This window comes from Gramella sp. AN32, from assembly GCF_023718305.1.
Taxonomy (GTDB): Bacteria; Bacteroidota; Bacteroidia; order Flavobacteriales; family Flavobacteriaceae; genus Christiangramia; species Christiangramia antarctica.
On record NZ_QEYO01000012.1, the window covers coordinates 1 to 13,839 of the forward strand.

At 35.0% G+C, this 13,839-nt stretch carries 11 protein-coding genes; 5 read left to right on the plus strand and 6 right to left on the minus strand.

Annotated features, from left to right (window positions below; all coding sequences use genetic code 11):
* Positions 1 to 571 precede the first annotated feature (571 nt).
* Positions 572 to 1,909 (plus strand): serine hydrolase, encoded by a 1,338-nt coding sequence (locus DHD80_RS13190; RefSeq protein ID WP_251741840.1) that lies wholly within the window; start codon positions 572 to 574, stop codon positions 1,907 to 1,909.
* Between the two features lie 242 nt (positions 1,910 to 2,151).
* On the opposite strand, the gene DHD80_RS13195 is transcribed toward DHD80_RS13190, so the two are convergent.
* The 4 genes from DHD80_RS13195 to DHD80_RS13210 form a co-directional block, all read right to left on the minus strand.
* Positions 2,152 to 2,667: a YqhA family protein gene (locus tag DHD80_RS13195; RefSeq protein WP_251741842.1), complete on the minus strand. Its 516-nt coding sequence runs from the start codon at positions 2,665 to 2,667 to the stop codon at positions 2,152 to 2,154.
* Between the two features lie 97 nt (positions 2,668 to 2,764).
* Positions 2,765 to 4,267 (minus strand): aldehyde dehydrogenase family protein, encoded by a 1,503-nt coding sequence (locus tag DHD80_RS13200; RefSeq protein WP_251741844.1) that lies wholly within the window; start codon positions 4,265 to 4,267, stop codon positions 2,765 to 2,767.
* A gap of 181 nt (positions 4,268 to 4,448) precedes the next feature.
* On the minus strand, positions 4,449 to 5,288 hold the full coding sequence (locus DHD80_RS13205) for an AraC family transcriptional regulator (protein ID WP_251741846.1): 840 nt from the start codon (positions 5,286 to 5,288) through the stop codon (positions 4,449 to 4,451).
* A 302-nt stretch (positions 5,289 to 5,590) separates the two neighbouring features.
* Complete coding sequence (locus DHD80_RS13210; protein WP_251741848.1) at positions 5,591 to 6,625, minus strand: ROK family protein; 1,035 nt, start codon at positions 6,623 to 6,625, stop codon at positions 5,591 to 5,593.
* A gap of 420 nt (positions 6,626 to 7,045) precedes the next feature.
* Between DHD80_RS13210 and DHD80_RS13215 the strand changes: the two genes are divergently transcribed.
* Complete coding sequence (locus DHD80_RS13215; protein ID WP_251741850.1) at positions 7,046 to 7,777, plus strand: N-acetylglucosamine kinase; 732 nt, start codon at positions 7,046 to 7,048, stop codon at positions 7,775 to 7,777.
* Between the two features lie 508 nt (positions 7,778 to 8,285).
* Here the strand turns inward: DHD80_RS13215 and DHD80_RS13220 are convergent.
* Positions 8,286 to 8,969, minus strand: a complete 684-nt coding sequence (locus DHD80_RS13220) for a response regulator (protein WP_251741851.1) — start codon at positions 8,967 to 8,969, stop codon at positions 8,286 to 8,288.
* Between the two features lie 120 nt (positions 8,970 to 9,089).
* Positions 9,090 to 9,884, minus strand: coding sequence for a histidine kinase (locus DHD80_RS13225; protein ID WP_347709970.1), 795 nt, complete (start codon positions 9,882 to 9,884; stop codon positions 9,090 to 9,092).
* A 432-nt stretch (positions 9,885 to 10,316) separates the two neighbouring features.
* Between DHD80_RS13225 and DHD80_RS20015 the strand changes: the two genes are divergently transcribed.
* Genes DHD80_RS20015 through DHD80_RS13240 form a run of 3 tightly spaced genes read left to right on the plus strand, consistent with a single transcriptional unit; the run spans position 10,317 to position 13,838 of the window.
* Positions 10,317 to 10,973 (plus strand): glycoside hydrolase domain-containing protein, encoded by a 657-nt coding sequence (locus DHD80_RS20015; protein WP_347709971.1) that lies wholly within the window; start codon positions 10,317 to 10,319, stop codon positions 10,971 to 10,973.
* A complete protein-coding gene (locus DHD80_RS13235) occupies positions 10,973 to 12,904 on the plus strand; it encodes a sodium:solute symporter family protein (protein ID WP_251741853.1) in 1,932 nt (643 codons plus the stop codon). Before DHD80_RS20015 ends, DHD80_RS13235 begins: the two co-directional genes overlap by 1 nt.
* Positions 12,867 to 13,838, plus strand: coding sequence for a glycoside hydrolase family 130 protein (locus DHD80_RS13240; RefSeq protein ID WP_251741854.1), 972 nt, complete (start codon positions 12,867 to 12,869; stop codon positions 13,836 to 13,838). The genes DHD80_RS13235 and DHD80_RS13240 overlap by 38 nt, the downstream gene beginning before the upstream one ends.
* Position 13,839 lies beyond the last annotated feature (1 nt).

Genomic DNA, 13,839 nt, shown 5'->3' on the forward strand with positions numbered 1-13,839 from the left:
ATACAGGCCCTCTCAATGAGGGTACTACTTTTTTTTCATAACTTTCAATCTTATGTTAATACCTACTTAAAGGTAGTGAATAGTGATCTAATGATTGCTTGAAGCTACCTTTAGGTTTAGTTCAACAACATATAACGAAAATGGCGGGTTTTATAGAAAAGAACTAAATTAGTTTCCATAACAAACAAAATCGTTAAGCCGTCAAGAACGCCTCGCTCTTAGAAGTGAACCCTAGCATAATCTGTTACAAGCTTAGGAGACTTATATCCATCCTTGGAGTAAAAAAGCTGAAGAACAGTACCAAAGAGCTTCGCCCTAAGATTTTGACCATTTTCCGTCCAATTCTGGCCAAGGTATGCCTACCTGCATACACCCCTAATCTTCAAGGCCCAAAATTGCAGTTCAACAAAACTTCCCCTAATTTACCTAAACTACACTGGAAGATGCTTTTTTTATAAAAAACGGGGTTGTTGCGCAGACTCCTGTTGTGCGCTATTTCCGAAATGCGCTAACTAACTAAGAAATTAGATTACATTGTCATAACAATGTAAACCTGGAAAATTCGAAGTCTTTGAAAAAACATTTAGCAATATTCTCCTTAGCTACATTACTTTTAATATATGCTTGTTTCATAACTAAGAGTGGCTACTTCAATCATCCCTACCCCAATATCGATGAATATATAGCTTCTTTTTTATTGCTGACTTATACTATTATCTTGTTGTTCTGGAAAAAGAATCGTAGAAAAAAAGCGATTTATGGATTTAGTTTTGTTGTTATTTTGATGATATCAGTAAATGTGTTGAATTATTATAATGAATGGCACCCTATACGCTTAAATTTACCTTTAAATTCTTCTCAATCATTTAGGGTTGGTCATGAGCCTTTTGAATGGCGCAAGGCAAAACCTGCAGCATATAATTATGATATCGTAACATTAGGTAACTATTATTCGAAACTGAAAAATTGGAAACGCCTAAGGGGTTTGTTAGTAGTGCAGGATGATAAACTTATTATAGAAAAATATTTTAAAGGGACAGATAAATACAATGCTTTTAATATACATTCCATAACTAAATCTATTACTTCTGCACTGGTTGGAATTGGAATTGACAAGGGAATGATTCCTTCAGAAGAAGAAAAAGTGATGAAGTATTTCCCTGAATATCAAAATCAGGTAGATAGTCCGAAAAATGATCTTACACTAAAACATTTGCTGACAATGAAAGGTGGATTTGCACATTGGGATGCCTATTCAACACCAAAAGAATGCTTGGTTGAGATTGGTATAAATAAAAAACCCGGCACTAATTTCAAATACTTTACTGGTTCTCAAGCGCTATTATCTGCAATTGTTACTAAATCTACTTCACAAAGTACCAAAGAGTTTGCGCAAGAGCATTTTTTTGAGCCTATTGGTATTAAGAATGGTTTTTGGAGATTGCAAGATGGCTATTACTGTGGAGGCGGAGAATCATATTATACAGCGAGGGATTTAGCAAGGATTGGACAGGTATATCTAAACAAAGGAAAGGTAGGTTCAAAACAAATAGTTAGCGAAAATTGGATAGATAAATCATTTACCAATTATACCGATTCCAGTTCTGAATTTAGAATACTAGATGACTATTATGAAGAGGGATACGGATACTGTTGGTGGATTCTAAACTACCAGGGACATAAAATTTACACAGCTAGAGGTAAAGGCGGACAATACTTAATGGTCATTCCGGAAATAAATGCGGTTGTAGTAGTCATTCAGGAATGGAATTTAATGAAAGAGTTTGAAATTGAGAATAATTTACTTTGTGATCTATTTTCTATTTTGTTTAATAATGAAAAAAATAGCTTGGAACAAAAAGATAAGCTTGGATTAAGTCTTGCTAAATTAGATAATGAATTGAAATAAACAGTGAACAACAAGTCAGTTCATCGCAAACCTGCCCAGCCTGCAGGTGGGTAACGGGAATTGTCGAAATAGTGTAATTTTAGAAACCAGGAAATAAAATGGTTAAGCCGGTAAGTATGAGTTCTTTCCTTTTTTGAACTCTGGCTTAAAAACTAATAGAGATTTCTTGATATGGACAAAGCACTACACTGGTTTTAATTCATTCGCATTGCATTCTAGATGTTGAATTGCTTTCATAAATTTTAGTTTTTCTTATTAATATTATCTTCTTTATTGAGGTTTAGAAACTTTAAACCAAGAGCTAGTAGAAGGATTGAAATAGGAAGTATCACAATTTCCCATTTAAGGTTATCGATATTCACAAAAACTACCTCCAGAAATTTTACAAAAAGGATAATGACAATAACTTCTGCAAGTACATTTTTTAAATGACCAATATTTGGTGTTCTTATCCATTTTAGAACGTTTTTTCCGTCATCATATTTTTTGTTTGAAATAAATAAACTGTAAACACCATGCGCAAAAATAAAAAGCACCAGGGCAATTAAAAACGTATCTAAAGATTTTATAAGATACGTAGTTGCTATATCTGCGGGATGTAGATGTGCCTTGTCTTCTGGAATGTAATTAAAGACAACCACTCTAAATGCATTAATGGTTTTTAAAGCCCCTACAATAAAAAGGAGCAGGGAGCCAAGTAGTGATCCTATGATGGCTGTCCAGCTTACATAACGAAATAAAAAGAATATTTTTTTCATGATATTTAATGTTGTTAGTGTTGTAATTAAGGCCTTGAACAATAAAACCCCGGCATAACCGGGGTTTCTATTATAAACTTATTTTATTAAGTTTCAATTAAAAGAATCCCATTGGTTTCTTGTCGTAAGAGATCAACATGTTTTTTGCAACACGGTAATGATCTAAAGCCATTTTATGGTTTTCACGACCAAATCCAGATTCTTTAACGCCACCAAAGGGAGCGTGAGCAGGATAGGTATTGTATTGGTTTACCCAAACTCTACCAGCGCGAATAGCACGAGGAACCTGGAATAATTCGTGAGCATCACGAGACCAAACCCCGGCACCTAAACCGTAAGGTGTATCGTTTGCGATTGCGATAGCTTCTTCAGTAGAACTGAAAGTTGTTAAAGCGACAACAGGACCAAAAATTTCTTCCTGGAATACACGCATATTATTATCGCCTTTTAATACCGTAGGTTGAACGTAATACCCTTCAGAAAGTTCACCCTCGTAGTTTCCAGCCTCACCACCAGCTAATACAGTTGCACCTTCTTCTTTACCAATATTGATATAGTTAAGGATTTTTTCGTATTGTGGTTTAGATACTTGAGAACCGATCATCGTTTCAGGATCTAATGGGTTTCCTGTTTTAACTTCTTTTAAACGCTCTTGCATTTTCTCGATAAAAAGATCAGCAATATCCTCGTGCACTAAAATACGTGTTGGTGCCGTACAAATTTCTCCCTGGTTTAATGCGAACATTAAGGCGCCTTCAATAGATTTACTAAAGAATTCGTCATCGTGGTCTGCTACAGATGGGAAAAAAATATTTGGAGACTTTCCTCCTAATTCCATAGTTACAGGAATAATATTTTCAGCTGCATTGTGCAGTACTTTACGACCTGTTTCCGTAGAACCAGTGAATGAAAGTTTTGCGATACGAGTAGATGTAGCTAATGCTGCACCAGCTTCTGCACCAAAACCAGTTACGATGTTTAATACACCTGCAGGTAAAATGTCACCTATAAGTTCCATTAATGCGATAACACTAGTAGGAGTTTGTTCTGCTGGTTTTACAACCGCCGTACAACCTGCTGCTAAAGCCGGAGCTATTTTCCAAGCTAGCATTAACATTGGGAAGTTCCAAGGGATAATTTCACCAACAACACCAATAGGCTCGTTTAATACAATACTAACTGTGTCTTTGTCGTGTTCTGAAATACTTCCTTCGTCTGCACGAATCACACCTGCGAAATAACGGAAGTGATCTATACAGTAAGGGATATCTGCTGCACGGGATTCCCGAATTGGTTTTCCATTATCGATGGTCTCTAAAGTTGCTAAGTATTCGAAGTTGTCTTCCATTACTTGTGCGATCTTTAATAACGCATTACTACGCTCTGTTGCTGAAGACGTGCTCCAAACTGGGAACGCTTCGTGTGCTGCGTCTAGTGCAAGATCGATGTCTTCTTGTGTTGATCGTGCAGCTTGTGTAAAAACTTTACCGTCTACTGGCGATACGTTATCAAAATACTGACCTTTAACAGGTGCCACGAATTTACCGCCAATAAAGTTCCCGTATCTCTCCTTGAATACAGGTTTTGTTACATTTGCCATAATTATATATTTAATTTTGATTCTTAATTACAGTGCAAATATATATTGGGATGTTTCTTTTTTATTTATTGATATGGTTCAATAACTTATGAAAACAGTTCAAAGTGGGTAGGTGATGTGAATTAAGAACTTCTAATTGGTTTTAAATAACTGTTAAACAATAACTTGTATGATTTGTTTTTTAATTCGTAATTTCTGTTGGACTAATTCCGAATTTGTTCTTAAAGGCTACGCTAAAGTTGGACAGGTTGTTATAGCCAATATCTAAATAAATATCAGATGCTTTTAATTCGCCACCTTGTAGTAGTTCCCTGGCCTTTTGAAGACGCTTGTCCTGTAGCCATTTTCCGGGTGGTTCGTTGTATTCAGAAGTAAAACGACGCTTAAATGTCGAAAGACTCATATTACAGAGGAAAGCAATTTCTTCCAATTTTAAATTAGAATGAACATTACTTTCTACAATATTTTTGAATGGAGAAACTTCATTAGAAATTAGTGAGTGTAAATAAAATTCGAATTTATTACCATACTTGTTTAGGAGATACAGCAAGATCTCTTCAAATTTCAAAGTTATTAGAACATCACTATAATTACGATTTGTATAGGAGTTAGACGATAAAGAGTTAATAAAAGATGCAATATAGTCGTCGTTTTCAATAACGAAATAGGGGACTTTCTCCTTATATGGCTTTACATCATTAGTATACTTGCCTAAAAATTCGATGAGTTTTTTTTCTGAAAAAAAGAAAAGTTTACAATAGTAAATGGCTTCAGTATCGAGTAATTCTGTCCATAGCCAATTCCCTTTTTTTAGTAATAATGATTGTTGATTGTTTACAGCCATAGAGGTATTTGCAAAATGAACCTGTTTTTTCCCCACTTGTAGAAAGCTAAACATATTCATGCTTAGATTGACCTTACTTTTAACAACATCACTGGTCATTCTAAAGTCATACACAAATATATCTGGACTTTTGTTATTGTTTTGAATGTAAATTTCAGGTATATTTTCTGTTGGCATCTGTATTTTTTTATCAGCGTGCAGGTAGCGGTGGTAATTACCTCAAGTATGAGTAAGGTCTCGTATTTGTCGGCTTTTTAGTTTTATTAAATGCTCTCTAAAATATCACTTTCCTCTCGAAATCCCGCTATTTGCTGGTGCCGATATTGACGGTTATTATTATTCCTTATATCCATTGCCTGGTATTAAGGAAACCATAGATAAATCAAAAACTACCAATAGTAACATGACCAAAAATCGAATTTTCTCACATAAACAATAAGATATGGCAAGACGGTTAGCAGACTTCAGCCTATTGTTGCTCAGTTCATCAATTTTAATTGGTTGTAAAAGGTTTTATCCCATGCAGCATAATATGCTCCGGTGAATAAATTTTTGTAATTAGAATCATGGTATTCTATTATTACATTTTCAGATTTGAAAAATGGACAATATAAATTTAATCCACTTGAAATACCATTAGATAAAAAGTCTTTAGCGCGATAGATATCGCTGATAAGCATTATTTTTTCTGGGGCAATTAATTGGATTAATACAGATATTGCTTTCCCCAGGTTGAAACCTATGTTATGAAAGATTTTGATAGAAAGTTGATCTCCCGCTATTGCCGCATTTAATATAGAATCTATTGAAATATTTCCTACTTTTAGTACGGAATTTTGCCCATCTAAAAGTGCCTTATTTACTTTATTTATAATCGCCGAGTACGATACTTCGTTCTCTAAACAATTCTTTTTTCCGCAGGAACATAGTTTGTCATTAAAGGAGAGGGGAGAATGACCAAATTCAGAACCTGGAAAATGCCGTCTATCTGCCATTTTTCCGTTTGATACAATGCTTAATCCAATTTCCTTATGTATGGTAAGTATGAGAGCATTTTCTCTTTTTTCTTTTTTTAATTCAAAGAATGCTCGTTGTGCACTGTAAGAAGGATTTAAAATACATATATTTTTCCTTAATTTCTTTTCCAAATTTTCTTCGATTTCCTGAAACGTGGAAGGAGAAGGAAAGGAGCCTTGGAATTCTGCATACATGGGCAATATGAAGGATATACTTAGGATATTTTGAAATTTAGCATTTAATAGGTCTGAAAGTTTTAGGACAATTGATGTTAAGCTATTTATTAAATTTTCAGTGTCCAGGCCACAATCCTTTAAAGGAATTTCTTCGATAACATTGCCCAATTGATCAAAAAGGAGAGCGTATGATTTATCAAAATTTAAGTGAATTGTTAAAATTAGCAAATTATGCTGATTGGTTAATACAAAATGTCTGTCTCTTTTTTGTTTGGTTTTTTTTATAAATCCTTCGTGGGTCAATTGGTTAACTAAAGTCATGGTAGATGGATAGCTCAAATTTAGAGATTTGGACAAATTATCAATTGTTGAATTCCCGCCTAATAGTAACTGTTTTACCAGTTCTATTTTTTGAAGAGTTTTTTTCTTTTCCTGAGCTGATAAACTTTTTTGAAATTTTTCTTCTCGAAAACTAAACAGTCTCTTGTGCATAAAAATAAAAAATAGATTAATTGTATTATGTATGACAAAAGTAATAATTTTGAGGAATATATAATTTAATTTTCCTGCACTTGAATCCCAGGAAGATTTAGGAATATCAATGGTAAATAAAAAATAATTATAATGGTTATAATAGCTGATAGCGGATCAACTAAATGTGATTGGATAATTACAGATTATAAGGGATCCCGGCAATGTGATTTTAGTACAGAAGGTATAAATCCCACAATCAGTTCCAAAATGGAAATTGAAAAATTGATAGAAAGCAGCCAGGAACTAATGCTTCACAAAGATATCATTTCAAAAGTTTACTTTTATAGTGCAGGTTGTGGTACTGTTAAAGCCGATATGAAAATGAAGGATGTCTTTGAATCATTTTTCAAATCTGTCAAAAGTATAAATATCCATGGTGATATTGCTGCAGCAGTTCATGCAACCACTCAAAACCCGGGGATTGTTTGTATTTTAGGAACCGGGTCTAATTGTTGCTTTTATGATGGGGAACACATCTATTTAAAAAATCCATCATTAGGCTATCTGTTAGGAGATGAGGGAAGCGGTAATGCTTTAGGTCGGGAGGTCTTGAAAAGTTACTATTTAAAAACAATGCCCGAAAACCTAAGGGTGCAATTTGAAAGGGAATATCAAACGGATTTAGATTTGGTGCTAGAACAATTATATCAGCGACCAAATCCAAATCGATATCTGGCTACTTTTGCCAAATTCGTTTTTCAGCACAGAAATGAATCCTTCGTTGAAAATTTATTACATGAAAATATATCTAAATTTATAAGTTCTTGTTTATATGCTTATAAAAAAGAGCTTGATAGATATCCGGTTCATTTTGTAGGATCGATTGCATATTATTCTCAAGATATAATTAAAAAAATATTATTAGAGCATGGTTATATACCTGGCCATTTTATTAAGAAACCCATTGAAAATATTATAAATTTTATTAAGGATAATTAAATGTAGAACCCCAAATAATCGTAGTTCCATGGTTTTATAGGATATTAATTTATGGGTCATTATAATTGAAAAAAAAGCAGGAGAAAAAAAAGCTTTTATGATACCGGCTTGGGAGAACAAAATGTTGATTATTATGTACGTATTTATTTATTACGGAATCATTTTAAGCCTGAAAGCCGACTAAAATTGACCCTCGTTGAATAATACTGCTTTCCAATTTATTATCTATGGATTGTCTCCATATTCTTTTCTATACGATCTGTTATCATCTCTAACTAAAGTTATACTTGTAAATTTGGTTTGTTGGCTCACATCTATGAGAGGGAATAAGATTTCATCCATATAACCAATAACCGAAATATTTTTAACCCTGTTTTTAAAATAGATTACATCGCTAAAACACCAGAGAACTCATCGCTAATACCTCATTGATTTTTTAATCATAGCCTTTAATAAAGAAACGTGGCAATAATGAAAAAAACTTTTGTTTACTTTAGAATTTAAAGAACTAATTTAGAATCGTTGCCCTTGTTTTCTCCAGGTAATTTCTGCCAATAGTATATTTTGTTCCATTTATTTCCACACGATTCCCTTCTAAGGCAGTTACTTTATCAATTGAAATTGTATGGGACCTGTGTATTCTAATAAATTGGGATTTTGGAAGATTTTCTGTAAACCCAGCCAAAGTTTGATGAACCACAAAATTTTTAGAGGGTGTGATTATCTTTACATAATCTTTTAAACTCTCCACTATAAAGATTTCATCCAGGTAGATTTTTTTCATCTTCTTTGTGTCCACCTTTACGAAAATATAATCTTTGCTGATTTTTATATCATTAAAATTGTTTCGTATTTTATTAACGGCCTTTAAAAACCTTGGAAAGGAAATAGGTTTTACCATATAATCCAGCACATCCATTTCGAAACCTTTCAGGGCGTATTCAGAATGAGCAGATGTAATGATAACTTTAGGTTTTTTAGAGAGACTTTCCAATAAACTAAACCCGTCTATGAGGGGCATATTAATATCCAGAAATAATAGATCCACCTCGTTTTCCTGTAGAAATTTTAAACTTTGCAGGGCATTGGTAAAAGTTCCAGTTACTTCTAATTGTTCCACTTGGGAGGCATAATTCAACAATACCTTAATCGCTAAGGGTTCGTCATCGATAATTACGCAGTTTAACTTCATCCTATTATTTTTTGAGTAACTGAAAAATACAATACATTGTGCTCATCCTTCATTGGGTATTGCAGGTGATCTTTAAAAATTTGAAGCATGATTTTTTTAAAGGAATAAACGGTCACGAGACTATCCCACTTTTAGTTTGAAATATACACAATACCTGTCGTTTTGTTTACCATATTCCAGTTTATAATCATTCTCATTATAACTTAATCTTAAGCGTTTTTCTACATTCGCTATACCAATACCGCCGGTCTCTGAACTGATTTTGGAGATTGTTGGTTGAGCAAGGTCATTGGTGATCTCAAAATGCAAAAAATCATTTTTAATTGACATATCTATATCGATAAGTACCTGCCCGTTGTTTTTTTTGGCACCATGTTTAAACGCGTTTTCTACGAAAGGAATAAGTAACATAGGTGGTATTTTTTTGTGCTGAATTTCTCCTGAGATGTTCAATCTGACTTTAAGGTGATCATCATGCCTTAATTTTTCCAAATCCAGGTAATTAATTACACACATAATTTCTTTTTCCAGATCCTGTAATCTCTTTGAAGTATCATAGAGGAGATAGCGCATGAGTTCGGATAATTTTAAGATGATACCGGGTGTTTTTTCCGATTTTTCTAAACTCAGTGCATAAATATTATTTAAGGTATTAAGGAAAAAATGAGGTGATATCTGTGAACGTAAAAAGCGTAGCTCCGTTTCCAGTTGTTCTTTTTTAAGCCTTGATGCACGCTTGGTTTCCCGTAACCAGTCTATAGTTATTTTAATGGCCGTCACAAATGTGATCACATAAAATTCCCCTAACATCATAACAATAGCATAATCCAGGGTAAAATTTGAGGTTTCCGGCCCCTCCCGCCATACGTTATGACTTATAAGCTGGAAAGTAAGTTCAAACTTAAGCAGTACCATTATAAAAATCGCCAACAACAGCAAGAAGCCGAATTTTAGAAATTTCCGGGGATAAACAAAACGGGGAATTAAGTAGTATATAGTAAAATAACTTAATATGATGTGGATGGGAAATCCCAGAAGATTGCCTTTAAGGGAAAATAAAAAATCATTGTAATAACTGCCCCATCTTAAAGTATTAAATAAAAAATATACAACCCAAAAAACAATATGATGTATAGGTTTTATTTTATAATCACTTTCTGAGTTTGGATAGAAAGGTTTGTTAAGCTTAAAATATCCTAAAAATGACATTGGTATCGAAAATGTTTATTTAAGTCGTTGGGCTATCCAAAATTGTTGTTGGTCTAATAAACTTTTATTAGAGTTCCAATTTATAAATATTTAATATTTAGAAAAAAGATCATTTAAAATCGCACTGCTGTACCAAATATGATAAAAAAATATAGCTTTTATCCTTGTTTATGTACTTTGTTTTTCACTTCCCGTAAAAAGAATAGTGAAAATAATGCTAAGTCCAAGATCCCCAACCATTCGGTAAAAGGTATTGTTGATCCATTTATAAATACTGGAGGACATGCTCGTACATATCAATGCGCTGGTATTTGCCTTGGAATGGTTCAGTTAATTCCTGATAACGGGCGTAATGGCTGGAATTGGAGTTCCGATTATTATTCCGATTCAATACCCTATCGAACCCAGTATTGGTTGCATGAAATATTGAAAACACCATACAATACCACCCCAAATGGTCTGAGTGGAAACGAAGATGCCGGCCAAATGTCTGCCTGGTATGTGTTAAGTTCCATGGGGCTTAATCCTTTTAATCCGGTAAGTGGCGAATATCAAATAGGATCCCCACTCTTTGAAAAATCTACTATTTCTTTAAAAAATGGAAAGATGTTTAGCATCGAAGTCAAAAATGTTTCTTCCGAAAACTTTTATATTCAATCGGCCAGCTTCAATGGCGAAGTTTATGAGCGTTCTTATATAAACCATGGGCAACTTGAGAATGGGGGGACATTGCAACTGGAAATGGGTAATGCTCCTAACAAAGAATGGGCCACCGGAAAATTTAACAAAAACTGATGCATATAATTGATGTATTAATAATATTCCTTTATATCGTCGTTACTTTAGGTGTGGGAATCTGGGTATCAAAGAAGGCTTCCAAAGGACTCGATTCTTATTTTTTAGGGGGGAAATCTATAAAATGGTACTACCTGGGTTTAAGTAATGGCTCAGGAATGTTTGATGTTTCCGGTACGGCATGGATGGTGGGGATATTATTTCTTTATGGGGTAAATAGTTTTATGTTTATGTGGATGTGGCCTATTTGGAACCAGATTTTTGTCATGATGTTCCTGGCTGTCTGGATACGGCGCTCCGGGGTGATGACTGGCTCTGAATGGATCTTAACTCGTTTTGGTGATAACAGGGCAGGGCGGGCATCCCACCTTATTGTGGCCATCTTTGCAGTGGTTGCTTCTATAGGTTTTATCGCATATTTTTTTGAAGGCGTAGGCAAATTTATGACTGTGATTTTGCCCTGGGACCTGGGATTAGAACTGTTCGACTTTAATATCCTTACATCAGAACAAACTTACGCTTTGCTCATTATTTTCTTCACTACCATTTATACCATTAAAGGTGGAATGTTCTCGGTAGTTAGTACCGAAGTGTTGCAGTATGCCATCATGGTGCTGGCCGGTGTCCTGGTAGCGGGCTACACTTTTATAGCATTTACCGATACCGAGGTAAGTGCCGCAATACCCGAAAAGTGGAAACTTCTTTCTTTTGAATCTCAACTTAGCGGGTTCTGGGAAGGGAAAAAGGAACCTTTTAATGACCTTATCAATTCGCAGGGTTATAAAATGTTTGGGGCTTTTATAGGAATGACCCTGTTTAAAGGTTTTTTTGCCAGTATAGCTGGTCCCACTCCAAGTTATGATATGCAACGTATTTTATCGACAAGGACTATAAAAGATGCTGCCTATATGAGTGGTTTTACCAACCTTGTCCTTTTTATTCCGAGATATCTTTTAATTGCTGCAATTGTATTGATAGGTTTGGTTTTTATCGCTCCACAAATGGCCGCTGAAGGGAGCATTAACGGTAACGATTTGGAGGTAATCCTCCCAAAAGTTATTAATACCCATGTGCCCGTAGGGATTAAAGGCCTTTTGCTTGCAGGACTTTTGGCCGCATTTATGTCAACATTTTCTGCCTTTGTGAACGCAGGCCCGGCTTATATCGTAAATGATATTTATAAAAAATATTTCAAACCCAAAGGAACAGACCGGCATTATATAAAAGCAAGCCACCTGGCCTCCTTAATTGTGGTGATTCTAGGTGTGGTAATGGGCTTTTTTGCTGATTCTATAAATTCTATTACCCTTTGGATTACGAGTGCCTTGTATGGAGGCTATGTAGCGTCCAATTTTTTAAAATGGATTTGGTGGCGATTTAATGGGTGGGGGTATTTCTGGGGAATGCTGGCCGGACTTATTATAGCCAGCCTTCAATTTCTTCTGGATCAGAATAAAGGAAATTTTCTACCGGATTCTTTATTATATGAATTTGCACATATCCCAGCTATATATTTATTTCCTATTATATTTTTATTTTCCCTGTTGGGATCGTTCCTGGGCACATTTTTAACGCCTCCCACCAATATAAAAACCTTGCAGTCATTTTATCAAAATGTGCGCCCCTGGGGATGGTGGAAACCGGTACGTGAAAATATGAAAGCTGAAGGAATTATGATAAAGAAAAACACCAATTTTGGAAGGGATATGCTTAATTGCTTTATAGGAATAATATGGCAATCGAGTATGATCTTATTACCAATCTACTTGGTAGTGAGGGATTATGAAAAAACAGCGCTATCCTTTTTAATATTTGGGATAACCACGATAATTCTCAAATTCACCTGGTTGGATAAAATGAAAAAGATTGAAGAACCTAAAAAAGTAATAAAAAATGAAAAACAAGCTTATTCCATGGCAGGAGAAGCCTGAAAATAGCAAGGAAGTACTTTGGCGTTATAGCGAGAATCCCATCATTGACCGCTATGCAATTCCTACTTCCAACAGTATTTTTAATTCTGCCGTGGTGCCATTTAAAGATGGCTATGCGGGGGTTTTTCGTTGTGATAACAAAGCCGTGCAAATGAATATTTTTGCTGGCTTTAGCGAAAACGGTATTGACTGGGATATTGAGCATCAACCCATCAGCTTTGCTCCGGGAAACACCCAAATGATTGACTCAGATTATAAATATGATCCCAGGGTCACTTTTATTGAAGATCGGTATTGGATTACGTGGTGCAATGGTTATCATGGTCCAACGATCGGGATTGGATATACCTTCGACTTTAAAGAATTCTATCAATGTGAAAATGCTTTTCTTCCTTTTAACAGGAATGGGGTGTTGTTTCCCAAGAAGATAAACGGGAAATACGCCATGCTTAGCAGACCTAGTGATAACGGTCATACACCCTTTGGAGATATTTATATCAGCTATAGTCCGGATATGAAATACTGGGGGGAACATCGTTGCGTAATGAAAGTTGCCCCATTTGAAAAAAGTGCCTGGCAATGTACTAAAATAGGGGCGGGGCCGGTGCCTATTTTGACCAATGAGGGCTGGTTGCTATTTTATCATGGTGTCATTGCTACATGTAACGGGTTTAGATATTCTATTGGGGCTGCTTTATTGGATGAAAATGAACCCGAAAAAGTGAAATTTCGGTCCCAGCCCTACTTAATGGCTCCTGCAGAAATCTACGAATTAACCGGGGATGTTCCCAATGTTATTTTTCCCTGTGCCAGCCTACATTCAATGGAAGAGGATAAACTGGCACTGTATTACGGTGCGGCCGATACGGTTACCGGATTGGCATTTGGAAAAATTAGCGAAATTATCGCCTTTACAAAGAAAAACTCTTTTTAAA

Excerpts from the sequence above, each read along its gene's own strand:
- DHD80_RS13195 (WP_251741842.1), bottom strand. The coding sequence starts at position 2,667 with ATGAAAAAAATATTCTTTTTATTTCGTTATGTAAGCTGGACAGCCATC.
- DHD80_RS13240 (WP_251741854.1), top strand. The coding sequence starts at position 12,867 with ATGAAAAACAAGCTTATTCCATGGCAGGAGAAGCCTGAAAATAGCAAG.
- DHD80_RS13225 (WP_347709970.1), bottom strand. The coding sequence starts at position 9,884 with ATGGTACTGCTTAAGTTTGAACTTACTTTCCAGCTTATAAGTCATAAC.
- DHD80_RS13210 (WP_251741848.1), bottom strand. The coding sequence starts at position 6,625 with ATGACTTTAGTTAACCAATTGACCCACGAAGGATTTATAAAAAAAACC.
- DHD80_RS13220 (WP_251741851.1), bottom strand. The coding sequence starts at position 8,969 with ATGAAGTTAAACTGCGTAATTATCGATGACGAACCCTTAGCGATTAAG.
- DHD80_RS13215 (WP_251741850.1), top strand. The coding sequence starts at position 7,046 with ATGGAAATTGAAAAATTGATAGAAAGCAGCCAGGAACTAATGCTTCAC.
- DHD80_RS13205 (WP_251741846.1), bottom strand. The coding sequence starts at position 5,288 with ATGCCAACAGAAAATATACCTGAAATTTACATTCAAAACAATAACAAA.
- DHD80_RS13200 (WP_251741844.1), bottom strand. The coding sequence starts at position 4,267 with ATGGCAAATGTAACAAAACCTGTATTCAAGGAGAGATACGGGAACTTT.
- DHD80_RS13235 (WP_251741853.1), top strand. The coding sequence starts at position 10,973 with ATGCATATAATTGATGTATTAATAATATTCCTTTATATCGTCGTTACT.
- DHD80_RS20015 (WP_347709971.1), top strand. The coding sequence starts at position 10,317 with ATGATAAAAAAATATAGCTTTTATCCTTGTTTATGTACTTTGTTTTTC.